The 26,760-nt window shown below is 48.2% G+C and carries 24 protein-coding genes; 14 read left to right on the forward strand and 10 right to left on the reverse strand.

The window, feature by feature from the left end; translation table 11 throughout:
- Nucleotides 1-10: 10 nt before the first annotated feature.
- The 9 genes from ACE3MQ_RS04535 (at nucleotide 11) to ACE3MQ_RS04575 (ending at nucleotide 10,999) form a co-directional block, all read left to right on the forward strand.
- Nucleotides 11-832, forward strand: coding sequence for an ABC transporter permease (locus tag ACE3MQ_RS04535; protein WP_379391085.1), 822 nt, complete (start codon nucleotides 11-13; stop codon nucleotides 830-832).
- Nucleotides 825-1,565: an ABC transporter ATP-binding protein gene (locus ACE3MQ_RS04540; RefSeq protein WP_379391087.1), complete on the forward strand. Its 741-nt coding sequence runs from the start codon at nucleotides 825-827 to the stop codon at nucleotides 1,563-1,565. Before ACE3MQ_RS04535 ends, ACE3MQ_RS04540 begins: the two co-directional genes overlap by 8 nt.
- Nucleotides 1,562-2,119, forward strand: a complete 558-nt coding sequence (locus ACE3MQ_RS04545; RefSeq protein WP_379391089.1) for a redoxin domain-containing protein — start codon at nucleotides 1,562-1,564, stop codon at nucleotides 2,117-2,119. Before ACE3MQ_RS04540 ends, ACE3MQ_RS04545 begins: the two co-directional genes overlap by 4 nt.
- Nucleotides 2,120-2,190: 71 nt before the next feature.
- Nucleotides 2,191-3,027, forward strand: coding sequence for a sensor histidine kinase (locus ACE3MQ_RS04550; RefSeq protein ID WP_379391091.1), 837 nt, complete (start codon nucleotides 2,191-2,193; stop codon nucleotides 3,025-3,027).
- Between the two features lie 212 nt (nucleotides 3,028-3,239).
- Entirely contained in the window at nucleotides 3,240-4,088 is an 849-nt protein-coding gene (gene licT / locus ACE3MQ_RS04555) for a BglG family transcription antiterminator LicT (RefSeq protein WP_379391093.1), read from the forward strand.
- Nucleotides 4,089-4,292: 204 nt separating this feature from the next.
- Nucleotides 4,293-6,170, forward strand: a complete 1,878-nt coding sequence (locus tag ACE3MQ_RS04560; protein ID WP_379391095.1) for a beta-glucoside-specific PTS transporter subunit IIABC — start codon at nucleotides 4,293-4,295, stop codon at nucleotides 6,168-6,170.
- 28 nt (nucleotides 6,171-6,198) lie between these two features.
- Entirely contained in the window at nucleotides 6,199-7,656 is a 1,458-nt protein-coding gene (locus tag ACE3MQ_RS04565; RefSeq protein ID WP_379391097.1) for a glycoside hydrolase family 1 protein, read from the forward strand.
- A gap of 317 nt (nucleotides 7,657-7,973) precedes the next feature.
- Nucleotides 7,974-9,947, forward strand: a complete 1,974-nt coding sequence (locus ACE3MQ_RS04570) for a methyl-accepting chemotaxis protein (protein ID WP_379391099.1) — start codon at nucleotides 7,974-7,976, stop codon at nucleotides 9,945-9,947.
- 590 nt (nucleotides 9,948-10,537) lie between these two features.
- Nucleotides 10,538-10,999: a FixH family protein gene (locus tag ACE3MQ_RS04575; protein ID WP_379391101.1), complete on the forward strand. Its 462-nt coding sequence runs from the start codon at nucleotides 10,538-10,540 to the stop codon at nucleotides 10,997-10,999.
- A gap of 11 nt (nucleotides 11,000-11,010) precedes the next feature.
- Here the strand turns inward: ACE3MQ_RS04575 and ACE3MQ_RS04580 are convergent, their stop codons facing one another.
- The gene (locus ACE3MQ_RS04580) at nucleotides 11,011-12,501 is read right to left on the reverse strand and encodes an oligosaccharide flippase family protein (protein ID WP_379391103.1); all 1,491 of its coding nucleotides are present in this window, start codon (nucleotides 12,499-12,501) and stop codon (nucleotides 11,011-11,013) included.
- A 92-nt stretch (nucleotides 12,502-12,593) separates the two neighbouring features.
- Nucleotides 12,594-13,718, reverse strand: a complete 1,125-nt coding sequence (locus ACE3MQ_RS04585; protein WP_379391105.1) for an amidase domain-containing protein — start codon at nucleotides 13,716-13,718, stop codon at nucleotides 12,594-12,596.
- 266 nt (nucleotides 13,719-13,984) lie between these two features.
- Here ACE3MQ_RS04585 and ACE3MQ_RS04590 point away from each other — a divergent pair, with 266 nt between their 5' ends.
- A complete protein-coding gene (locus ACE3MQ_RS04590) occupies nucleotides 13,985-14,689 on the forward strand; it encodes an HAD family hydrolase (protein ID WP_379391107.1) in 705 nt (234 codons plus the stop codon).
- Between the two features lie 48 nt (nucleotides 14,690-14,737).
- Here the strand turns inward: ACE3MQ_RS04590 and ACE3MQ_RS04595 are convergent, their stop codons facing one another.
- From ACE3MQ_RS04595 to ACE3MQ_RS04615, 5 genes are read right to left on the reverse strand one after another with little or no spacing between them, the layout of a single operon-like run.
- Nucleotides 14,738-15,841 (reverse strand): YheC/YheD family endospore coat-associated protein, encoded by a 1,104-nt coding sequence (locus ACE3MQ_RS04595; protein WP_379391109.1) that lies wholly within the window; start codon nucleotides 15,839-15,841, stop codon nucleotides 14,738-14,740.
- Nucleotides 15,842-15,886: 45 nt separating this feature from the next.
- Nucleotides 15,887-17,011, reverse strand: coding sequence for a YheC/YheD family endospore coat-associated protein (locus ACE3MQ_RS04600; RefSeq protein ID WP_379391111.1), 1,125 nt, complete (start codon nucleotides 17,009-17,011; stop codon nucleotides 15,887-15,889).
- Nucleotides 17,011-18,384 carry a YheC/YheD family endospore coat-associated protein gene (locus ACE3MQ_RS04605; RefSeq protein ID WP_379391113.1) on the reverse strand — a complete coding sequence of 458 codons (1,374 nt, stop codon included), beginning with the start codon at nucleotides 18,382-18,384 and terminating at the stop codon, nucleotides 17,011-17,013. The genes ACE3MQ_RS04600 and ACE3MQ_RS04605 overlap by 1 nt, the downstream gene beginning before the upstream one ends.
- A gap of 47 nt (nucleotides 18,385-18,431) precedes the next feature.
- On the reverse strand, nucleotides 18,432-19,553 hold the full coding sequence (locus tag ACE3MQ_RS04610; RefSeq protein WP_379391115.1) for a YheC/YheD family endospore coat-associated protein: 1,122 nt from the start codon (nucleotides 19,551-19,553) through the stop codon (nucleotides 18,432-18,434).
- Between the two features lie 15 nt (nucleotides 19,554-19,568).
- The gene (locus ACE3MQ_RS04615; RefSeq protein ID WP_379391117.1) at nucleotides 19,569-20,936 is read right to left on the reverse strand and encodes a YheC/YheD family endospore coat-associated protein; all 1,368 of its coding nucleotides are present in this window, start codon (nucleotides 20,934-20,936) and stop codon (nucleotides 19,569-19,571) included.
- Nucleotides 20,937-21,209: 273 nt separating this feature from the next.
- Here ACE3MQ_RS04615 and ACE3MQ_RS04620 point away from each other — a divergent pair, with 273 nt between their 5' ends.
- The 4 genes from ACE3MQ_RS04620 (at nucleotide 21,210) to ACE3MQ_RS04635 (ending at nucleotide 25,008) form a co-directional block, all read left to right on the forward strand.
- Nucleotides 21,210-22,376 (forward strand): DUF445 domain-containing protein, encoded by a 1,167-nt coding sequence (locus ACE3MQ_RS04620; protein ID WP_379391119.1) that lies wholly within the window; start codon nucleotides 21,210-21,212, stop codon nucleotides 22,374-22,376.
- A 64-nt stretch (nucleotides 22,377-22,440) separates the two neighbouring features.
- On the forward strand, nucleotides 22,441-22,788 hold the full coding sequence (locus ACE3MQ_RS04625) for a YlbF/YmcA family competence regulator (protein WP_379391121.1): 348 nt from the start codon (nucleotides 22,441-22,443) through the stop codon (nucleotides 22,786-22,788).
- Between the two features lie 205 nt (nucleotides 22,789-22,993).
- Nucleotides 22,994-23,320 carry a hypothetical protein gene (locus tag ACE3MQ_RS04630; protein ID WP_379391123.1) on the forward strand — a complete coding sequence of 109 codons (327 nt, stop codon included), beginning with the start codon at nucleotides 22,994-22,996 and terminating at the stop codon, nucleotides 23,318-23,320.
- A 350-nt stretch (nucleotides 23,321-23,670) separates the two neighbouring features.
- Nucleotides 23,671-25,008, forward strand: a complete 1,338-nt coding sequence (locus ACE3MQ_RS04635) for a DRTGG domain-containing protein (RefSeq protein ID WP_379391125.1) — start codon at nucleotides 23,671-23,673, stop codon at nucleotides 25,006-25,008.
- Between the two features lie 115 nt (nucleotides 25,009-25,123).
- Here ACE3MQ_RS04635 and ACE3MQ_RS04640 read toward each other — a convergent pair whose 3' ends face one another.
- The 3 genes from ACE3MQ_RS04640 to ACE3MQ_RS04650 all read right to left on the reverse strand — a co-directional run bounded on the left by ACE3MQ_RS04640 (nucleotide 25,124) and on the right by ACE3MQ_RS04650 (nucleotide 26,424).
- Nucleotides 25,124-25,435, reverse strand: a complete 312-nt coding sequence (locus ACE3MQ_RS04640; protein ID WP_379391127.1) for a YtpI family protein — start codon at nucleotides 25,433-25,435, stop codon at nucleotides 25,124-25,126.
- Nucleotides 25,436-25,600: 165 nt separating this feature from the next.
- Nucleotides 25,601-26,098 carry a hypothetical protein gene (locus tag ACE3MQ_RS04645; RefSeq protein WP_379391129.1) on the reverse strand — a complete coding sequence of 166 codons (498 nt, stop codon included), beginning with the start codon at nucleotides 26,096-26,098 and terminating at the stop codon, nucleotides 25,601-25,603.
- A complete protein-coding gene (locus ACE3MQ_RS04650; RefSeq protein ID WP_379391131.1) occupies nucleotides 26,095-26,424 on the reverse strand; it encodes a YtrH family sporulation protein in 330 nt (109 codons plus the stop codon). The genes ACE3MQ_RS04645 and ACE3MQ_RS04650 overlap by 4 nt, the downstream gene beginning before the upstream one ends.
- Nucleotides 26,425-26,760 lie beyond the last annotated feature (336 nt).

Raw genomic sequence — 26,760 nt, forward strand, 5'->3', positions numbered from 1 at the left:
GGATATAAAGATGACGGATACGCTTCAAGTCGCAAAAAGAGAAATCAAAATAGGGCTCCGCAATCCGTGGGCCTATTCTTTTCTCATTCTGTTTTCAGTATTCAGTATAAGCCTGCTGCTCGTAAACTCACAGAACGTCGTCAGCGGGTATTCCGCAATAACCGGCTCAATGCTAAGCCTGATACTATATTTGCTGCCGCTAATGACATTGTTTCTCGGCTCCTTTTCCCTGACGGGGGAGAAGGAGGAGGGAAGCTGGCAGCTGTTAGCGACGTATCCGCTCGGCACGATGTCTTTTATCATTGGTAAATATGTAGGATTGTCTGTTGTTTTATTGACCATTGTCTCCTTTGGCTACGGCTTGATGGGCTTAATTTCAGTCTTGACGGGAACAGCGTTTGAGCTTAGTGCTTACTTGCTATTTCTTGCATTCTCCTGCGGTTTAGTGCTGTTGTTTTTGGCTGTCGCTTTGTTTGTCGGTTCTCTATCCAAAAACCGTTGGCAGGCATTGACGTTCTCCGTGATGATTTGGTTTTTTGCGGTGATCGGCTGGACGACGATACTTATCTCTGTACTTGGTCTGCTGCCTTATTTATGGATTAAACCGGTGCTGATCGCCTTGACATTCCTGAATCCGGCGGAGCTGGTGCGCTTGTTTGTCGTTATTAAGCTCGGCGGGGGCTCTGTGCTCGGGCCGGAGTATTATGAGTGGGTAACCTGGATCCAACAGCCTGGCGGCAGCCTGCTGTTTTTTGTAGTATGCTTGGCATGGGTCGGTATCTCCATTACAGGGGTATATTGGATTTGGGAAAGGGGACGATCTCGTGGCTGATCCATTTGTACAGGTCGTTGGCGTTGATAAAGTGATTAAAAAGCAGAAGCTCGTGGAGAATATCAATTTGAATATCGGGGCGGGCAGCATCGTTGGCCTGTGCGGCGGAAACGGAGCAGGAAAAAGCACGGTTCTGCGCATGATCGCCGGAATCATGCAGCCAACGGCCGGGAAGATTACCGTAGGCGGGCTGCAGTGGAAAAAAGACAGAAAGCCATTCTCGCAGCAAATCGGATATATGCCGGATGATTTTCGTTTTTCGCATGGCCTGACGGCCGCTGAGGCCTTGTCCTTCTGGGCCGCATTGCGCCGGGTTCCTCTGAGCCGAGTAGACGAAGTACTTGAGATCGTAGGCTTGGAGGACAAGCGGAATAAGCAGGTGCACACCTTTTCCAAAGGAATGCGGCAGCGTATATTATTCGCCCAAGCGATGCTGGGCAAACCGCCATTGTTAATTATGGATGAGCCGACGAATGGGCTTGATCCATACTGGATGAATGAATTTGTTCGCTTATTGCAAAATATTCGGCGCGAAGGCCATACGGTGCTTTTTTCCACGCACCAGCTGGATATTGCCGAGGAGGTTGCCGATTACGTGGTTTTTTTGAATAACGGCCGCAATTATGGAGAAGGGACGGTAGAGCATTTTCGCCAGCAGTACGGTGCTTACCCGCTTCACGCGGCGTTTCGGCAAAGCTTGGGGATAGCCTCTACAACAGGTGAATTCAAATGAGTAAACCGGAAAAAAAGGGGCTGCGGATAAGCTCCGTACTAACGCTATTATTAGGTTTGTTTGCTGTAGGGGCCATCGTATGGATTATCTATTCGTCCAATCAAGATGATGACAAGCAGCAGAAGGCAAGACTCGCGATCGGCGAAGCTGCCCCGAACTTTGAAGTGACGAATACGCACGGCGACCAGGTCTCCTTATCCGATTACAAGGGAAAAGTGGTCGTGCTTAATTTTTGGGCCTCCTGGTGTGAGCCCTGCGTGAAGGAGATGCCCCTCATTAATGAGGTGTTTCAATCGAATCAATCGGATGTGGCTACCTTATTTGTCAATGCAGGGGAATCGAAAGGAACCGTGAATGAATTTTTATCCGCGCATCAGTTTGAATTTCCGGTCATGATTGACGTTACGGGCAAAGTGTCCCGATTATACGGAATTGTGGGTCTTCCAGTCACTTACATTATCGATAAAAAAGGCAACCTGCATCAATCCGTCGTCGGCGAAATTACGAGCAGCGAACAGCTTCAAAGCTACATTCAAGCCGCAGCAGATGATTAAAGCCATGCTTTGATTATCTGCTGCGGGCTTTTCAATAATTTCAATTGTGCAAAGCGAGAGAGGTATCTTCCGTGAGTTATAAACAAATCAAATGGATGATTTTGTTCATCCCGACGATCACTGTTGGAATATGGGAATATGTCCGGCATCAGTTTCTGCTTCCTTATATCTCGATGGATTTAGGCAACTGGCTGACGCCGGTTCTGGTATACCTTGTAAGTGTGACACTGCTCAACAGGCTGTTTCAGATGCTGGAGAAAATCCAGCAGGAGCTTCAAGCGGAACGGGCCGCCAAAGTGGCGCTGGAGGCAAGGGAGCATTTGGCCAAAGAATTGCATGACGGCATCGCTCAATCCGTGTTTTTATTATCCGTTAAGGTGGATCGCTTGGAATTTACGTCAGATCAGGCAAAGTATGATCAGGATATTTTCCAAATTCGCAAAACAGTGCATGAGGTGAACCGTTACGCTCGTCAGGCGATAGCAAATTTAAGGTATGCCGCTGCATCGGAGACAATGGTACCCCAGAGGGAAACGTTGGATAAAAAGGTGAAGCAAATTGCCGAGGAGGTTCTCGTTCCGATTGAAGTGGAGTGGAGCATACCCGATGAGCTGTTAAGCCCGAAAGAAAAGGTGGAGCTTCTAGCCAGCATACGGGAAGCGGTCGTCAACATCCAGAAGCACGCTCAGGCCACGAGGGGATGGATCAAGGGCGAACGGCTCGCCAGCCATTCGGGCTGGATCGTGGTAATCAAGGATAATGGCATAGGCTTTAAGGAGGATCCTTATCAATTGAAAGACAGCTACGGCCTCCTCATCCTGCAGGAAAGAGCAAAAGAGATGAACTGGGCTTTTCGGATTTCTACAGAAAATAATTACACGATCGTAGAGCTTCAGCATATGGGATAAAGAGCAGCCTTGTATTTTGTGTTGATGCTTGCTAACTATCAAAATAAAAAAGGGCTTGTAATCGCTTTTTTTTATGCTAGAATAGGAAACATATAAGGATTGTGACCGGTAAAGCGGGCAATGCCTAAGTTAATTGTATTTCATTCACTTGAATGATATTGATTAACTTGGGCATTTTTTATTTCTATATTTAACCTGGAGGCGAGCCACGAATGATCATTGAGAAGATCCTGAACAACAATGTTCTTCTAACCAAGAACGCAAAAGGCAAAGAGATCATTGTGATGGGAAGGGGCATTTCTTTTAACAAAGTGGCGGGGGATGCCGTCGATCAGGAGAAAGTCGACAAAATATTCATGATGAGCACCAATGAGCTGACCGCAAAGCTTACAGAACTGCTCAATGATATCCCGGAATCTCATCTTGAACTGGTAAATGAAATTGTAACCCATGCAAATGAGGTGCTGAAAACGACGCTCAGCGACAATATTTACTTGACCTTGACGGATCATATTCATTTCGCAATTCAGCGGCATGAGAAGGGATTAGGCATCAAGAACGCCATGCTCTTCGAAATCCAGCGTTTTTATAAGAAGGAGTTTCAGATTGGATTGGATGTGCTTCAAATTATTGAGCGAAGCACGGGACATGCTCTTGGGGAGGATGAAGCAGGCTTTATCGCTCTTCACCTTGTAAATGCCCGCATGGACGGCACTGAAATGAAATCTACGATGAAAATGACCGAAATCGTCCAGAATATCCTCAATATCGTGACTTATCACTACAATCTCGTTCTCGATGAAACGTCGCTGAATTACTCGAGGTTCCTAACGCATTTGCAGTATTTCGCCATGCGGGTACTGCGGAAGGAAAGCCATAATAGCGGGGAGGATTTTTTGTATAACCAGGTCAAGAAAACGTATACCAAGGCATTTGAATGTGCGGGCAAGATTAATGATTATTTGCAGAACACTTATGGGCAGTCCTTAAGCAAAGACGAATATGTGTACCTGACGATTCACATTCAGCGAGTGACGGAACGCAACAGCTTTGAAGAATAGAATAAGATAATGATCCATCGTTACAGGGTGTTACTGGTCATGCAGGCAAAACCTGAACTGATGGCAAAATGAACGTGCTTTTGACGTTGGTTTTGCCCTGAGTTCAGGTTTTTCTTTTTACTAGGTGAAGTAGGGTGAAATGCTAGCGCATCTTACTATACCTATTGCTAAAGTTCACATCAACCAAGTAGAGGGGTTTTGACCATGAGTAATCAGGATTTGTCCAAACAAATCATTAATTACGTTGGTGGGGAATCGAACATAATTTCCCTTGTACACTGTGCTACCAGGCTGAGATTCAAGTTAAAGGATCAGTCCAAGGCAAATAAGGCCGCTTTGGAAAAAACGCCGGGTGTTATTACGGTTGTCGAGAGCGCTGGTCAGTTTCAAGTTGTTATTGGTAACAATGTAGACCAAGTATATGCGAAGATCATAAAGGAAACCGCTCTTGAGGATGCCGATAAGAATGGCAAGGACGAAGGGGGGACAAGCGGCAAGATTCTCGGTAAGGCCATTGACCTGATTTCGGGTATCTTCTCGCCGCTTCTTGGAGCATTTGCCGGTGCCGGGTTACTGAAAGGATTACTAGCGCTGTTCGTTAAGCTGGGCTGGTTGGATATTACTACCGGAACCTATATGATTTTGAATGCTGCTGCAGACAGTACGTTCTATTTCCTGCCGATTCTGCTGGGCTTTACTTCGGCACGCAAATTTAAAGCCAATCCGTTCGTGGCCGTCGCTATCGCCGGTGCCCTGGTCTACCCGACGATGATCACCGCGTTTACCGAGGGGGCGCAAATTTCATTTTTAGGAATTCCGGTCACACTGATGAGTTATGCGTCGAGTGTAATTCCGATTATATTGGCCGTCTGGATTCAATCATATGTAGAGAAGCTGCTGCGCTCGGTCATCCATGAATCGGTCAGAAATATACTCGTTCCAATGCTGGCGCTAGTCATTATAGTGCCGCTAACCTTCCTGGTTTTCGGCCCTATCGGCAACACGATTAGCCAAGCCCTGGCTTCCGTTTATACATGGGCTTATAATTTGAGTCCGATCATCGCGGGCGTCATCGTCGGAGCGTTCTGGCAGGTATTCGTTATCTTCGGCGTACATTGGGGACTAGTGCCGATCATGCTGAATAATGTGACAACGTTAGGCTATGATACGATGCTGCCCATGGTGGCTGCAGCCGTGCTTGCACAGGCGGGGGCCGGCCTTGGCGTGTTGTTAAAAACAAGAAACAAGCAAACGAAAGCTCTGGCGGGCTCCTCTACAATTGCCGGCGTGTTCGGTATTACTGAGCCATTGATTTACGGGATTACCTTGAAATTTAAAAAACCATTTATATATGCTTGTATTTCTGGTGCGGTCGGCAGTGCGATTATCGGGGTCGGCGGCGGAGCCGGCTATGAATTCTCTGTACCGAGCCTGCTTACTATCCCTACGTTTATCGGCCCGGGCTTTGGTGCAACGATCCTTGGGATGGCTGTATCTTTTGTCCTCGCAGCCTTGCTCGTAATGACCCTTGGATTTAAAGATGAAGCTGAGGCGAACGTCAACGCTCCGAGCGATCCTGCCTCCGGGAACGCAGCAGCAGCCACGGCCACAGCGGGAAGCCTGGTAGAGAAGGAGATTATCGTTAGCCCGCTAGAGGGCAAGATCATGCCCCTGGAACAACTGCCTGACGAGGCGTTCGCATCTGGAGCCATGGGAAAAGGAATCGTGATCGAACCGTCAGTGGGAAGGCTGACATCGCCTGTCAAAGGAACTGTGACAACTGTATTTCCAACCGGTCATGCAATCGGCATTACGTCCGATGAAGGAACTGAATTGCTTATTCATGTGGGGGTAAATACGGTTAAGCTAAAAGGACAGTTTTTCGACAAACAGGTGAAGGAAGGCGACCTCGTCAAGCAAGGGGATCTGCTGCTTAATTTTGATGTGGAGCAGATTAGGGCCGCCGGCTTCGTCACGGCGACTCCGATCATCGTTACGAACTCGGCTAGTTACCTGGACGTGCTAAAGACGGACAGTGCGGAAGTAAAGCATAACGACTATTTATTGACAGTTGTAATTTAAATTTATCACTTTACGTAGGAGGATTATGATGGCTAAAAATATGAAGGGTTTTCCAGACGATTTTCTATGGGGTGGTGCTACGGCGGCCAATCAGATTGAAGGGGCTTATAATATAGATGGCAAAGGCTTGTCCAGCGCGGATATGGTTGCTTTTGTACCTAAGGAGCAGCGCACTGGCGGCCATGCGATCGAAATTACGTCGGAGCAAATCGAGCGCGTTCTTGCGGGAAAGGTCGATGCGCGTTTTCCGAAGCGGGACGGCATTGATTTCTACCATCGCTACAAGGAAGATATCGCTTTGTTTGCGGAAATGGGCTTCAAAATTTTCCGAATTTCCATCAACTGGGCGCGTATTTTTCCGAACGGCGATGACGCCGAGCCGAATGAAGCGGGGCTGCAGTTCTACGATAATGTCTTTGACGAACTGCATAAATATGGCATACAGCCGTTAGTCACGTTGGCTCATTATGAGACTCCGCTTGGTCTAACGCAGAAATATAATGGCTGGGCAGGCCGTGAAGTGATCGGCTGCTTCACGAAATATGCGGAGACGGTGTTTAGACGCTATAAGGATAAAGTGAAATATTGGCTGACCTTTAATGAAATCAACATGATGCCAGTCAGTCCGTTCACTGGCGGTGGGGTTGTCATCGATCGTGCAGAGAACAAGCTGCAGACGATTTATCAGGCGCTGCATCACCAGTTTGTGGCGAGTGCGCTGGCTACGAAGCTTTGCCGCGAAATTATTCCTGGAGCACAAATCGGCTGTATGCTGGCTCGGATGGAAACTTACCCGTATTCCTGTAGGCCGGAGGATGTACTCAAGGCACAGCAGGAGAACCAGATGAATCTGTTCTACACCGACGTGCATGCCCGTGGAGAATATCCGAAGTATATGGATCGTTTCTTTGAGGAGAATCAAATTGTTCTCCACAAGGAGCCAGGCGATGATGATATTCTGAAACGGTATACCGTGGATTATATATCCTTCAGCTACTACATGAGCCTAACGGTTTCAGACTCCTCGGAAAACGAAAGTGTGAGTGGCAATTTGTTTGGCGGGGTGAAGAATCCTTACCTGGAAGCCTCCGAGTGGGGCTGGCAGATCGACCCGATTGGACTTCGAGTGGCGCTGAATACGATGTTCGACCGTTATCAGAAGCCGCTATTCATCGTGGAGAACGGTCTTGGGGCTTATGATCATGTGGAAGAGGACGGTTCGATTCATGACACATACCGAATCAACTATTTAAGGCAGCATATTGTGCAAATGAAAGAGGCGATTAAGGACGGAGTTGAGCTGATGGGCTATACGAGCTGGGGTCCGATTGATCTCATCAGTATGTCTACGTCCGAAATGTCCAAACGCTATGGCTTCATTTATGTGGATCAAGACGATGATGGGAATGGAACGCTGAAGCGCTCCCGTAAAGATTCCTTCGAGTGGTATAAGAAAGTTATAGCAACGAATGGAGAAGAGCTATAAAGATCTGCCGCCGTAGATTGAAATAGGTCTTAAGCTATGGTAGTCATTGCCTATCTAGTTCTGTTCATCTATAATATCTCAGTAATACAGTGCCCCTTCGCGATTAGCGTAGGGGCTGCTGGCATAAGACTGGGTTCTAGTACACTAGAATCAGTTGTTTTGAGCTTTCTAATAGCCCCTGATGGAAAGGAGGCATGGTCTGCATTTCTACATAGCTTGATCAGAAGGTTGGCCTCTTTGTACCTGGTGATGTACATAAGTAAAGACAGCAAAAAAATTCTAGGAAACGGAGCTGCAGTCAAATAGAAACAATCAGAGTGTTAATAAACAAAATTGCCGGAAATTTTAAGGTTAAGCTGTTTATATCTATTGGCCTCATACTTATCATCCCTTCTTTAGTGATTGGTGCTTTGGCCGCTCAAAGCGCCAAAATTGGCATTCGAGAGCAAATTACACAGAGTGCGACGGTATCTATTCAGCTTGCAGATTCGATTGTAAACGATCTGGTCCAGTCGAAGGTGCACGATGTGCAGATCTTCGCGGAAAAACTGCATGGAAATTTGCTTGATGGAGGAAAGCTTAAAGATACAGCATTGTCTTTCGAGCAGTATACCGCTCTTAATCCCGAAGCCAGCCTCATTTATTACGGAACGAAGGATGGCCAATTTCTGATTGTACCGGAGCCTCAGGTGCCAGATGGCTTTGATCCTCGCACAAGAGCATGGTATGAGGAGGCCATCAAAGAGCCTGGAAAGGCCATAGTCAGCCGACCGTATGTATCTGCTGATGAGATCAAAGACATTACGATATCGGTGTCCATGGCTACCCCCGATGGCTCTGGAGTTGTCGGAATCGATTTGAAACTGGATCATATCAGGGATATTTTCAGAGGGATCAAAGTGGGTAAGGAAGGCTATGCGATTCTTCTGGACGACGATCAAAACTATATCGTTCATCCGATTCATGCCGCAGGGGAGAAAGCGTTGTCTGCCGAACAGAATATGTATGAAAAGGAGTATGGCGAATATACCTTTGTATCTGAAGGCAGACAACAATATATAACCTACATAACCAATGAACTGACCGGATGGAAGCTCGGGGGAGCGATCTATTTAGCTGAGGTCGATCAGGCGGCAAAACCGATTTTGTATAGAACGATTTTGACGGTAGCCGTTTGTTTACTTATTGGATTCGTCTTTATCTATTTCATGATTCAATCGATCATCAGGCCGATTCGCAGCCTGAGAGAGCAGGCTCAAAGCGTAAGCGAAGGGGATTTGACTCAGGAAATTCAGGTCACATCCAGTGACGAGATTGGCGAGTTGGCCGCGGCCTTTCAAGTGATGCAGCAGTATCTTCGTAATTTGATCGGAAAAGTAGGGGATGGCGCAGAGCAGGTTGCCCGCTCATCCGGCGAACTGACCTCCAGCTCGGAACAGACGGCTGAGACGAGCCACCATATTGCGCAAGCGGTACAGGACATTGCTGGCGGAGCCGAGCGACAAACATTGGGACTCGAGCAGAATACGGCAGCTCTGGCTGAGATTGCCCAAGGAGTTGCGCTGATTGCCGAGCGATCAAGCGCGGTAGCCGATTTAGCGAAAATGTCCTCGTCTCAAGCGGAGGAGGGCAGCCGCTCGGTCGAGCAGGCAGGCAATCAGATGGGCTCTATTTATCAATCGGTCGAGCAGTCGAATGGGATGATCCGCTCACTCCATGAGCGTACCCGCGAAATCGGCGAAATAACGAAGCTGATCGGGGATATTGCCGGCCAGACGAATTTACTTGCTTTGAATGCAGCGATAGAAGCTGCCCGGGCAGGAGAACAGGGTCGTGGCTTCGCGGTTGTTGCCAGCGAGGTTCGGAAGCTGGCGGAGCAGTCCGAGCAATCGGCGTTGCAAATCACAGCGCTGATTGAGGGAGTTCAACAGGACGCGGAGCAATCGGTGCAGACGATGACCCGTGTGACTTCAGAGGTGGAGGAAGGGCTTAACATTTCCGTGATTACAATGCAGCGGCTGGAGCAGGCAATGGGAGGGATTCGCGAGACGACACCGCAAATCACCGAGATTGCCGCAACAGCACAGCAAATATCGGCCAGTGTGCAGCAGATCGTAGCGACGGCGAACGAACTTTCGATGATCGCTACAGGGAATGCCTCCGCTTCGCAAGAGGTCGCTGCTTCCTCCGAGGAACAACTTGCGGCAATGGAGCAAATCTCATCCTCCGCCCAAGTCTTATCGGAGATGGCGATGGAGCTGCAGGAGACCATTGGTCATTTTAAATATTAGCTAAGTACGTAAAACCTGGATGCTTCCAAAGCGAGGATTATGCCGCTATGCCGGTGTCGATCCTCGCTTTATTATTTGAAATCAAATCGTTACAATGATATTTGTTGCAGCGCACGCCGAAAATCAGCAGTGTTTTCATCAAATTCACAAAATGTTAACAATTTAAGGGCGCGAATATCCCTAATTTATCATTTTTGCCTCATAATTATGAGATATACTGCCAGTAAGGGAGGGAGTAGCTATAAAAAAGACAAGTATAGCGGTGGCATTGGTTGCACTTATTCTATTAAGTCTATTCTTTATCCCGATCAATGCTAGCCCATCTGGACAAACGCGAATGATTCTGGATCATTCTCTGCATGTTTATGTGTCACCGCCTTGCTTTAATGAAGCCCAGGTGACGAACAACATTGCAGAATCTACACTTAGCAAGGCAAGAGAACTTCAATATGAAGCAGAAGCAAAGTGTACGACAGATTCGTTAATGAGCCAAAAAATGAGTTTAGCGGATGCTTTATTCATTAGGTTGGGAATAGTAAAAGGACCATGGAATTGGTAACTTATTTTAGAGAAAAGGGGTTCAGTCTAATATGAAGAAATGGGCGGCAGCTTTGCTAGTGCTTATGATCGCTATTTTGGCAGGGTGCTCATCCACAAGCAGCCAGGCAGGACTAGCGAATGAGATTCCGGAAATTATCGAGGTGCAAATTCAGAGTGAGCCTCAGGAGTTAAAGCTGGGGGAGCCCGTGTCGATCCAAGCCAAGGTTACTCAGGGCGGAGAAGAAGTGACGGACGCCAAGTCCGTAATTTTCGAAGTATGGTATAGCGGGGACGAGCATCACGAGATGCTGGAAGGCACGCATACGGGAAATGGAGTTTATGGTATCGAAAGAACTTTCGACAAAGATGGAGTATACAATGTCATCGCCCATGTGACGGCTCGAGATATGCATAACATGCCGCGTAAACAATTCATTGTCGGCACGGTGTCGGAAGAGGAGATCGAGCAAGCGAAGGAATCGCTTTATGACAAGAGCTCGCATATGGAATAACCTTGCCGATGCTATCCCGTTGACAAATTCCCTTTGAAGCGGGTATACAGGAAAGCGCCGACCACTGAGAAGAATAAGGCGGTCTCCAGCAGGAAGCCGAAAATACTCTTGGGGCCGTCAATCCATGGCCTGGACAATATGTTGACCAGGATCATCGAACCGATCAATATCATCGCATCAAAAAGGAGGGACGGGAGCAGCTTGAGCACCTGGGTTATGCGAATTTTCATTGCGTACAAATTCCAAAGGGAGGATATTATTTCCATGGCCAGTATTCCAAGTGCAGCCCCGATGTAACCCCAGCCAGGAATTGCGATGACTATATATTGAATAACAACTGAACAGCTTATGCCAGTTAATAGGCCGAAGAAGGTCATTTTTTTGATGTCCTGAGACCATAAAATGCTCGTCGATAATTCCCGAAAACCGACAATGACGGGTAGTAGGGCTAAATATTGAATGGGTTTTGCGGCCTCGGGAGTGTTGAAAATAAATACGGACAGCTCAGGAGCGTAAACGAATAAGTATACAGCCGCCGATAGCCCCCATAGCCAGGCTGCCTTAAGCGATAGAGAGAGCAGCTTATGGAACTGGAAAACGAGCTTGCGCTGCCAATAGCTGGCCAGACGGATCGTTACCGTGTGACTAAGTGCTTGGGTGACGAGCGTTGGAGTATAAGCCATAATCGCGGCCATTCCGGTAATTACCCCGTACATCGCAGTAGCTTGGGAAGTATCATGACCAGCGGCTACCAGTCTGCCGGGGATGAGTATTGCATCAATGAAATCGGAGGCGGGAATCAGCAGCCGAGTCAGTGAAATAATGAAGGATGCTTTGAATAACCAGGCAAAAGGCAGCTTGGATAAGGAAACTGGGGCTATCGGGTTCTTTCGTTGATCCGCAGAAATATATATCGTTAGCAGCGCGAAGGATACGAGTACACCGATAAAAGCGGCAAGCACTCCTCCGCCGACGGCTACATGGATCCCATGGGACAACAGATGTCCGACAATAAGCAGCATGAATAATATTCGGCTGCCCTGCTCCGTTAATTCAGATAAGGCGATAATGTTGAATCGTTCCAGCCCCTGCAAATAACCTCTCAACAAACCTAGGAGAGGCGCGGCAAAAATAGCCGGTGCTAGGCTGCGTAAAGCATATTGCAAGTCGGGATTCCCCATTGCATTGGATATCACGGATGAATTCCAGAAGACGATCATGCTAAAAAAGCCTCCAAGCACAACTAGAAAAAGGGATATCCATTTAAAAAAATGCCAGCCGAGCCATGGCTTTTTTGCTGTAATAATGGCCAAGGCTGTTGGCAAACCTCCAGAAATCATAAGCAACAGACCATAAAAAGAATATGCGATCTGGTACAATCCGATTCCTTCGGCACCTACGAGTCTGGTCAAGACGACGCGACCGACTAAGCCGAGCAGCTTAACGATCGACATCGCCCCGGCCCTAATTGCTGATTGCTTTAATAGGCGGGATACCTTCATATGTCCTCCGGCATAAACGTCAATATCTTCAAGTTCATTGTATGACGTTAAATGACAGTTATGCTGACAAGCTGGTAATCCCGCAGCCTTCATCAGTCCTTAATGTGCACCAGCAAGTATTTGGTATGCTGATCCCATCCCAGGTCGAAGGGAACCCGGTAACGATCTGCGGAGTGGGAATTCACGAGCGGATAGCCGTATTCATCAAACCCTACTACAACCGAGAAATGATCGACATCGTTGCCGCTAATAATATAACCGATCAAATCGCCTGGATGAATCTGTGAGAGGGCTCCAGCCGGATACTTGGCCGACGGAGCAACGATATCCCGGAAATGGCCTCTGGCCAACAACTTTCCGTATCCAGAATAAAGGATGAAGTTATAGAAGGAATCCGTTCGAATCCAGGCTTCGCTTCCCCCCTTCCTGGAGAAATAACGCCAGGCCCCGGTCTTCGGCAATCCTCCGCCTTCCTCCTCATCCCCAACGACTTGGGAAGCGAAATTCGTACAATCTCCTCCCCGGCCGGAATAATCGGCATACTTACGGTTATACCGATGGTTATTACCTGCACCCCAGGCTGTACCTGCATATTTATTAGCGTATTCTACGGCGCGGGCACGGCGATATTTTTTGCCATCCACTAATTTCTGTTCATAGCTGACTGATGGTGCCAGGCCGTTCTCCGTTGCCGCTATTTTATTTGGATTTTCGTCCAGGGGATCCAAATACCATTCTTTATGGACTTTCCATTCATCGCTATGCTTTTTTAATGTGATAAAATGCTCGGTTCCGATACCGAACGACTGAATAGGCACACGTTTATTCAAATAGGTATAATCCACCTTCAGCGATTGTACCAACGATACCTTAGCCGTATCATTGGACATTTTCAGGCGAACAATGCGAATATCGCTATCGGCCTTGACCAGCTTGATGGCTCTCTTAGCTGCCCATTCATTAAGGTAATTCGTTCGATTCTCTTCATGGAGGTAAGCGTGGTTGCTAGTCTTGGAGCCGCTGAGATAAAGGCTCTCTAGTGGCTTCGAGTTGCGGTTGACGAGGACATTGGATCTCAGCTTGTAAAGCTTGTTTAGAAAGACCCGAACTTCATCTTCCTGCTTGTCATCGGAAGCGGCAGTGATTTCCGGTAAATAAGAAAACAAGGCCAGAAAGAGGATAAACAGGATTGCAGCAATTTTATTAGTCATCTTCATAATCATATCCAGCCTGGCAAAAACAATCAGTCATTGCTCATGCTCCTTTTTTCCATTTACTATTAATCATTTGTTCATCAACAAGCTCCTGTATTGAGCAATATTAGCCTTTACTTGTAAGGCTTGAATTATTAGCTCCATTTCTCCACAGATAGGATATGCGCTGGACTTTTTTCTAAGCAGGAAACTTATAGTTAAACGGGGTTTACAAGCCCTTCTCTATAGAATATCATGGGGCTATTACAACGACAGGAAGGAACGCTGACATGGAAATCACTCAATTGACCAAGCCCGAAGCGATGATCTTTGATATGGACGGTACGCTCTTTAAAACAGAGACACTCCTTATCCCGGTGTACCATCGCCTGTTCGACCAGCTGCGGGAAGAGAAATTGTACACTGGGGAGACGCCCCCTGAAGAAAGAATTCTTGGCGGTTTAGGCATGCTGTTGGATGACATTTGGAAAAGAGTACTGCCGGATCATGATGTAACCGTGCACCGACGGGCCGACGAATTGCTGCTGGAATTCGAGCTTATCGGTTTAAAGGAATATGTTACTGAGTTATATCCCCATGTAGCCGAGACGCTTCAACAGCTGAAGGAGCGTGGTGTTCGTCTCTTTGTAGCCAGCAATGGCCTGGAGCATTATGTAAAAGAGGTAGCGAAAAGGCATGGCATTTTCCCGCTTTTTGAAGGGATCTACAGTGCCGGCGAGCATCAGACCTCGACTAAAGTCGACTTAGTAAGGCTTCTGCTCGATAACCATGGCGTTAATCGCGCATGGATGATCGGAGATCGTTCTTCCGATGTGGAAGCGGGCAAAGAGAACGGACAGACCGTTATCGGCTGCGCTTATGCCGGGTACGGCCAAGGGCAGGAGCTGAATGGAGCCGATAAACTGATCTCTTCCTTTGCCGAACTCATTCCGCTCTACGATCAAGCAGCAAAAGGGAAGCAAGCTGACGAATAAAAGCCTTCAGTGAAAAACATATACAAAAAACCAAGCCGCTCCTTCCTGTCAGGAAGAAGCGGCTCTTTGCTTATACATCCATAAGGCATATTCAAGCGGCCTCACGATGGCCGTGTGATAAGCATCCGAATCGCCGGATTGAATAAACACCTCGCGCGCCGGCTTCGGATTCACTTCCAGAACATATACACTTCCGCCCGGGTCGATGGCAAGATCTAGGGCCAGCTCGCAGAGTGCCCCATAGTTGGCCTCCAGTGCTGCGGCAATATCGAGGCTGAGCTTTTCTGCCGTTCGGCGGATTTCAGCGCGCTTATCCTCGCTTTGGGCGAACTGCTTTAATAAAGTACTCATCGATACGGCATGACCCCCGCCATGCAAATTGGAGGTTACGCTTCGTGGGGGACCGACTCTTCCGGCACAGCCGGTGACCTCCCAGCGTCCGGATCCATTCTTCTGAACGAGCATGCGATAATCATGCACCCGTCCGTTAGGGAGCTTAATTTCAATTCCTTGCTGCACCAGGTAGCGTTTCTTAGCTTTCCAGCGCAATAGATGCAGGCCTAGCTTTGCCTTATGGACTTTCTGGGCCGGAATGATTTGCCGATTAAGTCTTCTCCCTTGCAGCAAATAGGTCTCCGGCCCGATTCGATCTACACGGAGAATGCCCCTTCCCCCTGTCCCCTGCATCGGTTTAATGTAAACACTAGGATGACTTCGCATGATTTTATATACGTCGCTCATATTTTGGAAAATAGCGGTTTCCGGCAAATGGGGCTTAAACCTTGGCTTGCGGGATAGAAGCTGATATATCGTCCATTTATCGCGCAGCGGACGATTCAGGAACGTGAGATTGCCGTAGCGGCTGCGGAACTTGACCAGCTGCTCGAAGCGCTTGCTTTTCTGAATTCGGCACCGGTCAAAAATAAGGTGAGGGAAGCTGCGCCATTTTCGCGACCATCTTTTCGTTTTTGGATCATAATTTAGGGAATATATCATTTTCTTCTCATCATAAACATCCATCGGTGTAAACACAAAAATATCTAACCCGATTTTTTGGCCTTCGACAATCATCTTCTGATAAATATGACGCTCCTCAAGCTGCTTTTTCTCATTCATATACAGCGTCAGTATGCCAAGAACAGGTTTCGACAATACGTTCACCTTCTTTGTACGATAATTGGTTCCAAATCATTCGATTTAGTGAACCGGGTTCTTGGGTTGGTTTACTAAATGCTGACTATATTGAAAAATGCGTTCGAGCGATTTTTTACGGATCTGTGGTTCATCGAATTTCATGGGCTTGCTGTTCGCCTCAAAAAACCACATATTTCCTTCTATATCAATGCCAAGATCCATCGACATTTCACCAAGCATATGCCCGGAGGCTTTTTCGATTTGTTTGGCAATAAGTACTGCATTGGACTTTAGGCGATTAAGAATAACCGTGGTCATCTCGCCGCCAAATGAAGGGGTAAGCAGCTTTTCAGGAGATTCAATACTGCCTCCTTGAGGCACATGAGTGGTAATTCTTTTTAGGCCGGCCAGTCGTGCTCCTACTCCAGTAACCATCCACGCGCCTTTTCCCGTTTTTTGCACAAGGACGCGCAGGTCGAAATTGCGATCCCGGTACGTCGTGAGCTGGATTCCTTCCTGCATAATATAAGGGGTGTTATTCATCTCCTTCTTAATTCTTTTCCAAAGTGCGCTTAACTTGGCCGTTCGATAAACGATATGTCTGTATTTTTGACCCTGGATCGTTAGACGGAAGGGCTTCTCATGCTCGGGATCATATTGAAGAAGCATGATCCCTTTACCAGCCTTGCCGCTTTCGGGTTTCAAATAAAGTCTCTCATAGGTTTGGAGCATGGTGGAGAGCTTTTTAGGATCAAGCAGTCTTTTAGTATCGGGGACAAGAGCTCGCGTGGAGCGGTTCCTTTTCAACCACTCAAATAATTTGCGTTTGTTAAAAAAATAAGGATTGTAGATATAGATCGATTTATGCTCGATGCATTCATTGATTTTTTGGCGGACATTTCGTTTTCGTTCGTCCTCCCGATGTGGAATCCGATTATAAATCACATCGGGAAGAGGGAACCAATGCTTCGACCAGGCTTTGTCATCCGTATCGAATTGATAGCCTCGAATTCGCTTGGAGGACAGCTTTAAATCTCTCGTTGTAACGACATAGACGGGGAAATCAAGATCTTTGCCCGTCTTCATAATATCTTTAAAGTTAGCTTTGTTTCCACGGAACAGGCATACAGGATCTCCTACAGTAAGCACGGCGACAACAGGCCTTCTGTCGGTTAAGAGATGGCTCATCAGCCTTCCCTCCTCCGGAATTTACTGAGATAGAGGCAGTGCTCTAATATATGCTCTACGGATGCTTTGCCTTCCGCTTTTAGAGAAGGGTGCGCGAATATAGATCTTCCTGGCTTGGCATTGGCCTCAAACATCCATACCTTCTCATCCTTGTCTATCCCGAGATCGAAGCCGATTTCTCCAATCAGATGCTGATGGTGATACTCTATGGCTTCGGCAAGCGTAATGGCGACGCTCTTGGCATACCGAAGCACTTCATCGGCCCTTGCACCGAATGCGCGGCCGAGCGCCTGCTCCGGAGTCAGCAATGATCCTCCATTTTTGATATGGGTCGTTACGCTGCCTTTTCCGGCCTTTTTGGCGCCAATGCCAACAACGACCCAATTGTTCCTGCCGTTCTTATGCATGTGGAAGCGGAAATCGATCGGGCAGCCGTCGATCTCGATGAGACGAATTCCCTGCTGAGCTACGTAGCCGCGAAGCGAGCGCCCATGCCTGGCCTGAAGGGTGCGCATCAGGCTGCCGAAGGAGCTGAACCGCAGCAGTGCATTTTTACCACCATTACGGTAACGGGCGTAGTAACCGCTCTTCGCAATGTGGGATAGTCTGTAAATGCCATTCCCCAGACTTCCGCTGTTCGGCTTATAGTATATGAGCGAATGCCGATCGAGCAAATCCTTGATTTGCTCAGGCGTAGGATTCATAACCGATTCAGGCACGTAGCGGCTGACTCCGGTGTCTTTTTCCAGCAGCCTGTATATGTCCGACTTGTTGAAGAAGCTCCAGTTGAAGAAAGGTATTTTTTTGCGGATAAAGCGTTCACGCAGCTGGTTGATGGATGATGTTGTCTCCGCTCTCCGGCTCGGCAAACGGTTATAGACAACATCGGGCAGAGGAACTCTTTTGCGCTGGAATCCCCCGGATTCGCTTAGAAAATAGCCGTTGACGGTTTCCTGCTCCCAGTTAATATCCCGCGGCGTAAAAGCAAATATATAGGATTGCTTGCTTCCGAGCTTGAGGAGCTGCTTGATGAATCCTGTTCTGGAGCCGAATGGATTGTTGATCGAGCTTGTAGGTCCGTCAGACAATACCCCGATTAGGGGGCCGATTTGCACCTCACCCTCCTGGAGACTGCGCAGATATACGGCTCCTGATTTCGGAATTTTGATCCCTTTGCGAACGCCCGAAGCAAGATAAAGATGGTTGCCTGGTTTATGAATCGGTTTGACTGTAGCAGGAATGCGGTCTTGGCCAAGCCTGAGATGAACGGACTTTTTTCCTGACAATTTCAGGTTTTTCATTAATGATCCCGACACGTAGACGACCTTTTGGGGCTGCTGCGTGAAATGGACGTTGCAGAAAGTCAAGCTCATGAATTTTTCCTCCTAAAAGTTTTGCGAAGCAAAACAGCTTCGAAAGACTAGGCTAAAGTTTTACGAAGCAACAAGTACCGGGCGTACTGTATCGGGTTCTCTACAGATTTTCGGGCTCCTTGCATATCGCCGATGCGGAAGAAGGATGACCTGCCCGGCTTGGAATTGACCTCCAGAATCCAAATTCGCTCCCCGCGGTCAACACCGAAATCGATCCCGAGCTCAGCCAGCCGGCCGAATTGGGATTCCAGATGCTTCGGAATAGCCTCTGACAGTTTGCGTATGATCTGTACAGCCGTTATGCCATTGCGCTCGCCAAGCTCCTTGGTCAGAAAGGGAAGGGCTTTATGCGCGGTTCCGCCTCCATGCAGGTTGGAGGTTAGGGAGTGCTTGCGGCCAGCCCGTACGGCCATACCCGTCATACTCCATAAGCCATTTTCGTTTTTTTGCATCAGTACTCTGACATCAAAGGGTTCTCCCTTGGAAGTGTTCAACTGCAGATAGGGCTGCAGCAGAAATATTCTTGATCCAATAAACCGGTGTATCCACTCCAGGCCGTCTTGCCGGGAACGAAACTTTCTGCGGAACAGCTGGTTTCTGCTGTCTCTGCCGGTTAACGCCAATCCGCCTCCCAGATCCGCGTTCATTTCTTTAACAAGCAATGTCCGCTTCCCATGCGATCCATTTTGAGGCTTCAGGAAGGCTTCTCCTCCATGCAGGGATAGCCAATTGTCCAGCTGGATCGTGCCCTCATATCGAACCGTGTTGGGGAGATAGGCGGCGAAGAGCCTATGCTTCATAAGGGCTTGATAGACAGACCATTTGCCCGCAAGCCCTCGGGTTAAGTAAACAAAGGGCTGCAGATCATTCAGTATTTCCAGACAGCGCTGCTTGCGTCGCTGCTGATTTTTGTCGTGGGATATGCATCGATCATAAATAATTTCCGGGGCGGGGAACTGCTTGCGTATCCATTTCCCGCTTTCAAACGTATATCCAGTGATGCTTCTGCGTCCCGAAGTGACCCACCCTGGACAGAATACGTATATCGTCATTTTCTGCTGATTGCCAATATGACATAATTGGCGGCAAAACGCCGATTCTGCAAAAGGAAGGGGGCCAGCACACTCGCCTACCAAAATGCCTACTATACCTTGAGGAGACGGGTTCATTTTAGACCTCCTTGTTTAAAAGCCGGACAGAAAACGAGAATATTCTATCACTTGTTTGACGGAAGGACGTATTTTGCTCCCGCCAATCGGCGTATTATCGTTCTTCGAAGGCTTGGAATTTACTTCGAGCAGCCAGATGCGGCCGTGTTGGTCGACCGCAAGATCAATGCCGAGTTCGCCAAAGTGGGCCGGGATTTGTTCGTCAATGCCAAGTGCGATATCAAGCGCGGCTTTTTTTAGCCTGACGCTCAATTTTGATTTCATCTTTGGTGAAAGCGTGCTGCGTGAGATTGCGTCCTTTAACGTGCAGAGCGAGCCGCCCCGTGCCAGATTGGAGACGAAATGCTGACTTCCGGCGATCCGGGCGACAACAGAGGTGACGTTCCATTTTCCGAGCCGATTTTTTTGCACCAATGCCCGAAAATCTACAGGACGCCGATCCACAAGCATCAAATGGAGGCCTTGCTGGATCTGATAACGTGTCGATTTCATTTTGCCGGACAGGGCAGTGAATAGCTTGGTGAGACTGGCGTAATTTTGTTTCTGTGTTCCGCCGACTTGGGCGGTTAACGTTTGATAAGCGCCTCCTTCCAGCCGGGAGATGCGAATGATGCCCTTGCCCAGGCTGCCCTTGATCGGTTTAAGGAAGACGATGGGGTGTCTGCTGCACATCGATTTCAGCATGGCATAGTTACGGAATAAGTGTGATTCCGGCATATATCCTGACAGGGAAGGAGCACGGCCCAGCGCATCGAATACTTCGGTTTTATCCAGAAACTTTTCGTTGAAATAATGGCTTCCATAGAGGGATTTTACTTCTTTCATGAAATGCTGTACGCTAGGTTTATTCTCCAATTTGCGCGATGTCAGGCGGTTGTAGAACACATTTGCTGCAGGAAGATCGGTTTTCCTCCAGCCATCTGCATAAATCCATCCCGTTACCTTCGAGCTGTTGCTCCCGATGTGGGATGGCGTAAAGAAATAAACAAAGATTCCTTGTCGCTGACAAGCATTTGTGAGTTCCCGGCAGAATAAGGTGATTGGACCGAAAGGCCTCCCCGGAGTATCCGGGTAGTCCTTGCTGATTAGCACGCCGATGATCGGTCCAAGCTGAATGGTAGATGAATGTGGACGATAAATGATCCGAAGTGTCGACCTTGCTGGAAGAGCCATACTTTTTGCAAGTCCTTGGCTGATCCGAATCCCGTCTAACCGGGACAAGGGAATGACTTTAACATTGTGCCGGAATGAACCAAAGGATAGCTGCAGCGGATGATTGGTCGGAATTTTCAGCTGCTTGATCAGCAGCTCTCCGAGTACGAGACAATCATCCTCCAGCAAACCCGGATTCATGATTTGTACCTTTATTTTTTTGGAGTGCATGAAGCGGATCTCCTTCCAAGCTTAAGCTCGATGTCTTGGATGCGTCTTCGTAAATACATGTAATGCATCATATGAGGACATAGAATCCTTGGTGATTAACCCATATTTTAAAAAACGATGCTGGGATGCGGGCTAATGGCGGCATCTCGGTGCCAGGCAAGTAGGTAGGCGGCAAGGTGCACAGGATTTGCGAGCTATAAATTGTGACACTTGCCTATATTGCGGCAGAATCATGAGGCGATATTTTTTAAGGAGTACAGGGAGGATTTTAGGTTGGCAGATTGGTTATACATTATCGTCAGTGTTGTTATAGCTGCGTTTGTTGGTGGAGTAACGAACCACTTTGCGATTAAAATGCTGTTTCACCCCAGAAATCCGATAATGATTGGCAAACGGCGCGTTCCGTTTACGCCAGGACTTATTCCAAAGCGGAGAGAAGATATTGCCGAATCCTTGGGCAATGTGGTTTCAGAATATCTCGTTACCACGGAAGGGCTCCAGGAAATGGTGCTCCGGCCCGAGTTCCGCAGTCAGGCCGAGGAGAAGCTGGGAGCACTGCTAAGCCGTTGGGCGAACAGCAGCATGACGATCAAGGAAGCCGCCCTGCTGCTGTGGACGGAAGAGGAATGGGAATCCGTCAAGAGCAAATCGGCATCAGCGCTGGGGGAGATACTCCAATACGGCTTTCGACACGCATGGCAGAAATATGATTGGGAACAGAGACCCCTGAAAAGCATGGTGCCGGGCTGGTCGGAAGAGAACCGACAGATGTGGAGCGAGGCGGCGGCCAACGCCATTCTTGAAGCGGTAGCAGAAGAGCTTCTCTCCTCCCAGGGCCAGCGTTTGCTGGCCAAAATGGCCTCCGGCCTTGTAGACAATACCGGGGGCTTTCTCGGTACGATGGCTGCGATCTTTATGGATGAGGAGAAGCTTGTCCAGAAGCTGACACCAACCCTCGTCCGCGCTTTGCAGGGAGATGAGGCCCGCAGTAAAGTCGCGTCTGCAATTAAAGACCGGCTGGAGACCTATGGTGAGAAGTCTGTAGGGGAGCTGTTCTCTTCCTTGATGGGGAGTGACCCCGAAGCCTGGATCGGAATGAAGCTCCAGGAGCTTCCGTTGAACGCCTGGATAACCAAGGCCGAGAACGTAGGGATCGCTTCTTTGATTGCGCCTTGGCTCAGACAAGCGGAAGCTGCTGTTCCTGCGCTTGCGGATCGCATGCTTCATCTCATCGCCCGCATCATTCCGCCAGCGATGAAGGCGGTTAAACTTCCGCAGCTAGTCCAGGAGCAGGTGCAGAAATTCCCTGTAGAGCGGCTGGAAGAGGTTATACTCAGCGTATCCGGCAAAGAATTTAGGGCGATTACCTGGCTGGGAGTTCTGCTAGGCGGTATGATTGGATTGATACAATCGTTGATGCTGCTGTGGGTAGGTCGTTAATGCAGCAAGGTTTCGATCAGAACGCACAGAAAAACGCGTTACTACATTTGAGGAGGATATGAGGATGAACATTTATGACAAAGCACATGATCTAGCAAAGGCAATGAAAGAAAGCCAAGAGGTAGCTGACATTACTTCCGCTATGAAACTGGTGGACGCTGACCCGGAAAGCAAGCGGATGCTGGACGATTTTCGCCAGCAGCAAAATGAAGTGCAGCAGCGAATGATGAGCGGCGATATGCCGTCTACTGAAGAAATGGAGCAAATGGAGAAGCTGTTCGAGGTGCTAAGCTTGAATTTGAACATTCGCCGCCTGTTTGACGCCGAGCGTCGCCTTAGTGTCATCATTCAGGACGTGAACAAAATCATTACGGACAGCCTGCAGCACCTATACGCGCCGGAACAGTCATAATCAGGCTGCGCCTCGCTAGACTCCTTGGCGTTATTTCCTAAACAGCGATTCTTCTCCACCCTTGCTACATAACAGGGTAGGTATTCGGATTTGAGCTGAGAGATTCATGGCGCAATTTTTGACCAAAGTTTCATATTATAGTCAGCTCCTTCATAGACTAGAAATATAGATTCGATATAGATTCGTGATGAAGGAGCTGCGGATTATGAAAACAATGAAGACACTGCATTTAATCAAGAAAGAAAAAAAGAGAAGCAAATGGAAGCATGCGGTCTATCTCATCCTTGCTTTGGGTATGCTGATATATGCCCTTCCGCTGATTTCGTTTAACCCAGATACAGGCTGGCTCTCGTTATTCGGCATCGTTTGGGCTGCCTTTGCCTTTATGATCGTAGGAGCACATTTGCATTTTCTGCTGGGCGTCAACGAGGAGAAGCAGCGCGCCCTCGAAGCCGTACGCCGGGCCAAGCTGCGCGAATGGCAGGGCAAGCTGCAGGCGAAGGACTGGCCGGTGGAGAGCAAGCAGGGTTGATTGGTAGAATGCAGAACAATAGCCGTTATCTTGCTTGAGAGTCGGAATAAAAAGGCAGGGCTAGATCAGCTAAACAAGTGCGGTTTTCTCCGAGGAGGGACAGGCTGCGCTTGTTTATTTTGTTATGATTATAGAATTTCCAAGTTTTCAGCGGAGCTGAGGTTTATTGACACGAACTCCCCCCTACTCAGTTAAAACGTTACTGGTCAGCCCTAATAAGCGTCACCCAATCATCATTTGACGATTCTGCCGGTTCTACCGGTTCGGTTAATCAACAATTATTTATATTCAAGCCTAAAATGTGTATAATAGATACAGATTAGTACAGATTCGAACGGGGGGTGTAACAGTTGCAAGGGCATGAGGAGAGCATCACAAAGCACGAACAACTGCTACAGTATATTGAAGGCTTGAAAATCGGCACGAAAATTTCAGTTCGCAAACTAGCGCGAAGCATGGGAGTTAGTGAAGGAACAGCTTATCGTGCTGTAAAGGAAGCGGAGAATCTCGGCATCGTCATTACGAAAGAGCGGATCGGTACGGTACGGGTTGAGAAGAAGCCGCGGAATATATCGGATCAATTGACCTTTGGCGATGTCGTCGAAATCGTGGAGGGACACGTGCTGGGCGGCGGGGAAGGCCTGGATAAGACGCTGCATAAATATGTTATCGGTGCGATGAAAATCGATGCCATGGCCCGGTATATCGACGCGGGGAGCCTGCTGATCGTCGGGAACCGGGAGGATGCGCATTCTTTAGCGCTCGAGCAGGGCTCCGGCGTGCTCATCACCGGGGGCTTCGGCACGAGCCGTGAAGTCAAGGCGCTTGCGGATCGGTTGAATTTGCCGATTATTTCGTCCAGGCATGATACTTTTACGGTCGCTTCCATGATTAACAGAGCGCTGTTTGACCGGCTGATCAAGAAGAAAATTATGCTGGTCGAGGACATCGTTGCGGCCAAGCCAAGGCCTAATATGTTGAAGGTGAACAGCAATATTTCCGATTTTGATCAGCTGTCTCTGGAGACGGGAATGCAGCATTTTCCGGTCGTGGATGAGTGGAACCGGGTCATCGGCATCGTCAGCCGCAAAAATGTCGAGGAAATCGGCGGCGGAGATCATCATATCGAAAAATGCATGGTACGCCATCCGATTACGGTTGGCCTTCAAACCTCGCTTGCATCCGCGGCTCAGATTATGGTGTGGGAAGGCATCGATTTTTTACCGGTCATCGATCGTAACCGGAAGCTCGTCTCCTCCGTCACCCGGAAGGAAGTGCTGCAAGCGATGCGCGATGCTAGGAATGAGCCGCAGCTGGGCGAGACGTTTGAGCATTTGATGTGGCATGGCTTTGTCGAGGAGCGGGACGAGGAGGGACGGCTATTCTTCCACGGCATCATTACGCCGCAGATGTCGAGCGATATCGGGACGATTTCCCATGGGGTGCTAACCTCGATCATGACCCAGGCTGCCCTTAGCGCAGCCAAGGATGTCGGCGGCGGAGATTATGTCGTAGATCATTTGACGACTTATTTTGTCCGACCTGTACAGATTGAGAATGCCGTCGTGATTACCCCGGTCGTTCTGGAAACGAGCCGCCGCGCCTGCAAGCTGGAAATTATTATTACGCATCAGGATTTGCTCATATCGAAGGCAGTCATGACGCTGCAGTCGATCGATCACGCTTAATTGCAGATGATAGCGATATACGAATAATGACCTAAAGTTTTAAAACAGCAAAGGACAATTCCTGGAATGCTTCGTTGAGCACAGGATTGTCCTTTTTTATTAACTATTCGCTATACTACGATTTGTTGGATTCGGGGCTATAACGGGCCCAGAGCCCATGATTGCGGATGCCGGCAAAAATATTAAAGGCGCCTAACACCATAAACAGGGCGCCGATCACGACACGAATCGACGAACCGCTAAAGATGAACATCTGGATAAAAGCAAGAATCAGGAGCATGAAGCCCATACTGATGTTCATTTTAGCCGCAGAAAGTCCGCGAGCCTTGCCATCTATGGATCGACGGGATTTAATGCTGAAGAATACGGAGAAAATGCAAGAAATGATCAGTCCGGCGTACAAAACGTATTGAATACTCTCAATCATGGAACGAAAACAGCTCCTTTTCACCATAATCTTAAAATTTTTGCATAAAAGACGCAGCTTAGTTCGAATTCATAGGATATCTGGTTGCAAATGTCATAGATCATCGCTTGATATCATGATATGCCGACTACGTAATATTTATTGTAATCGTATACTACTAAAAAGTCAGCCCCTGACATAAGGCCGCATATCTACCCACACTTGCAGCACACCCTCGCTGACGAGCATCGTTTTGATTTGAATGCTGTACTCTTTGTCGCGGACGGCGTATATTTTTCGATTTAAAAGTGTCCGTGCCATTTTTCCATCCGAATCGATTTCAAAAATGCTTCTGCCTCGTAGCACCTCTAGCTCCTCGTGCAGCTGCTGTACGACCTCCTTCACGGCGAGTGAATCGAGCGGAGGATCTCGATCTTCGACACGGATCTTGATTTCTTTGATCACTGTCGATCTTTTGTTGTATTTTTTCAGCGTCTTGTTATCTTCCTCCGCTTGATACAGTTGGATTTGCAGATCCTTGTTCTGAATCCAGAGCGTATTGTAGCTCGTTTGATAGATGATATTGTACACAACGCTTCCCGCAACCATCCCAAGGATGAAGATCGCCGTTAGCTGCATAAACCGCCTAAACTTTTCAATCGTCGGCCGACGAAGCGGGCTCATCCCCGGTTACCTCCACAAACCCACCGCACAAGCTCCGATCCCATATGCGCACCAAGGAAGGCAAACAATAAATATAGGATTTGCTTGATCGCTGGCGACAGGTTTCCATCAAAAAAGTTGCTCTCTATGACGCGCATCGGATCGATCGTCCCCCCAACGGCGGCGGCAAGCGCCCAAATCTTAATTCGATCCGCCACATCGAGCATCGTCTGGGTTGGCGGCTGCAGGGATACGACGGCTCCAATCCCCCCGATCAATGCCCCTCCCAGCACGATGCCGAAAGCGATAAAAAAGTCCATCACCGCTTTTGTCAGAAACGTGCTCATGCATCTAACTCTCCTCTCTTTTCGGCGAACTTATTTCTGCAAGCCATATGGCCTCGCTTCGCTTGTCCTTCTGTACCATTGTATGGGCGCTTTCCAGCCTTATATGATAAAATATTTTGAGAGGTAGTTTAAAAAAGTCAGCTTTTGATCACGATGCTTCACTAGATGTATCTCGACATCGAATCTAGCACTCACCCTCGAAGTCCGGTGCTCATGTAGGCTTCTCCTACACTCTGCTCCTCTTTCTTAGGGTTCGTGCAACCTTCTCGGTGCTGAAAAGTTGATTTTTTAAACCTGATGTTGAGAGGTAGTTTAAAAAGAAAACATTTGCTAGAG

It is taken from the genome of Paenibacillus lentus (genome assembly GCF_042714055.1).
GTDB lineage: Bacteria > Bacillota > Bacilli > Paenibacillales > Paenibacillaceae > Fontibacillus > Fontibacillus lentus_A.

Bases quoted from the DNA above. Each gene is read 5' to 3' on its own strand.
- ACE3MQ_RS04535 (WP_379391085.1), top strand. From the start codon at position 11: ATGACGGATACGCTTCAAGTCGCAAAAAGAGAAATCAAAATAGGGCTC.
- ACE3MQ_RS04545 (WP_379391089.1), top strand. From the start codon at position 1,562: ATGAGTAAACCGGAAAAAAAGGGGCTGCGGATAAGCTCCGTACTAACG.
- licT (WP_379391093.1), top strand. From the start codon at position 3,240: ATGATCATTGAGAAGATCCTGAACAACAATGTTCTTCTAACCAAGAAC.
- ACE3MQ_RS04560 (WP_379391095.1), top strand. From the start codon at position 4,293: ATGAGTAATCAGGATTTGTCCAAACAAATCATTAATTACGTTGGTGGG.
- ACE3MQ_RS04565 (WP_379391097.1), top strand. From the start codon at position 6,199: ATGGCTAAAAATATGAAGGGTTTTCCAGACGATTTTCTATGGGGTGGT.
- ACE3MQ_RS04575 (WP_379391101.1), top strand. From the start codon at position 10,538: ATGAAGAAATGGGCGGCAGCTTTGCTAGTGCTTATGATCGCTATTTTG.
- ACE3MQ_RS04580 (WP_379391103.1), bottom strand. From the start codon at position 12,501: ATGAAGGTATCCCGCCTATTAAAGCAATCAGCAATTAGGGCCGGGGCG.
- ACE3MQ_RS04585 (WP_379391105.1), bottom strand. From the start codon at position 13,718: ATGAAGATGACTAATAAAATTGCTGCAATCCTGTTTATCCTCTTTCTG.
- ACE3MQ_RS04590 (WP_379391107.1), top strand. From the start codon at position 13,985: ATGGAAATCACTCAATTGACCAAGCCCGAAGCGATGATCTTTGATATG.
- ACE3MQ_RS04600 (WP_379391111.1), bottom strand. From the start codon at position 17,011: ATGAGCCATCTCTTAACCGACAGAAGGCCTGTTGTCGCCGTGCTTACT.
- ACE3MQ_RS04605 (WP_379391113.1), bottom strand. From the start codon at position 18,384: ATGAGCTTGACTTTCTGCAACGTCCATTTCACGCAGCAGCCCCAAAAG.
- ACE3MQ_RS04610 (WP_379391115.1), bottom strand. From the start codon at position 19,553: ATGAACCCGTCTCCTCAAGGTATAGTAGGCATTTTGGTAGGCGAGTGT.
- ACE3MQ_RS04615 (WP_379391117.1), bottom strand. From the start codon at position 20,936: ATGCACTCCAAAAAAATAAAGGTACAAATCATGAATCCGGGTTTGCTG.
- ACE3MQ_RS04625 (WP_379391121.1), top strand. From the start codon at position 22,441: ATGAACATTTATGACAAAGCACATGATCTAGCAAAGGCAATGAAAGAA.
- ACE3MQ_RS04630 (WP_379391123.1), top strand. From the start codon at position 22,994: ATGAAAACAATGAAGACACTGCATTTAATCAAGAAAGAAAAAAAGAGA.
- ACE3MQ_RS04640 (WP_379391127.1), bottom strand. From the start codon at position 25,435: ATGATTGAGAGTATTCAATACGTTTTGTACGCCGGACTGATCATTTCT.
- ACE3MQ_RS04645 (WP_379391129.1), bottom strand. From the start codon at position 26,098: ATGAGCCCGCTTCGTCGGCCGACGATTGAAAAGTTTAGGCGGTTTATG.
- ACE3MQ_RS04650 (WP_379391131.1), bottom strand. From the start codon at position 26,424: ATGAGCACGTTTCTGACAAAAGCGGTGATGGACTTTTTTATCGCTTTC.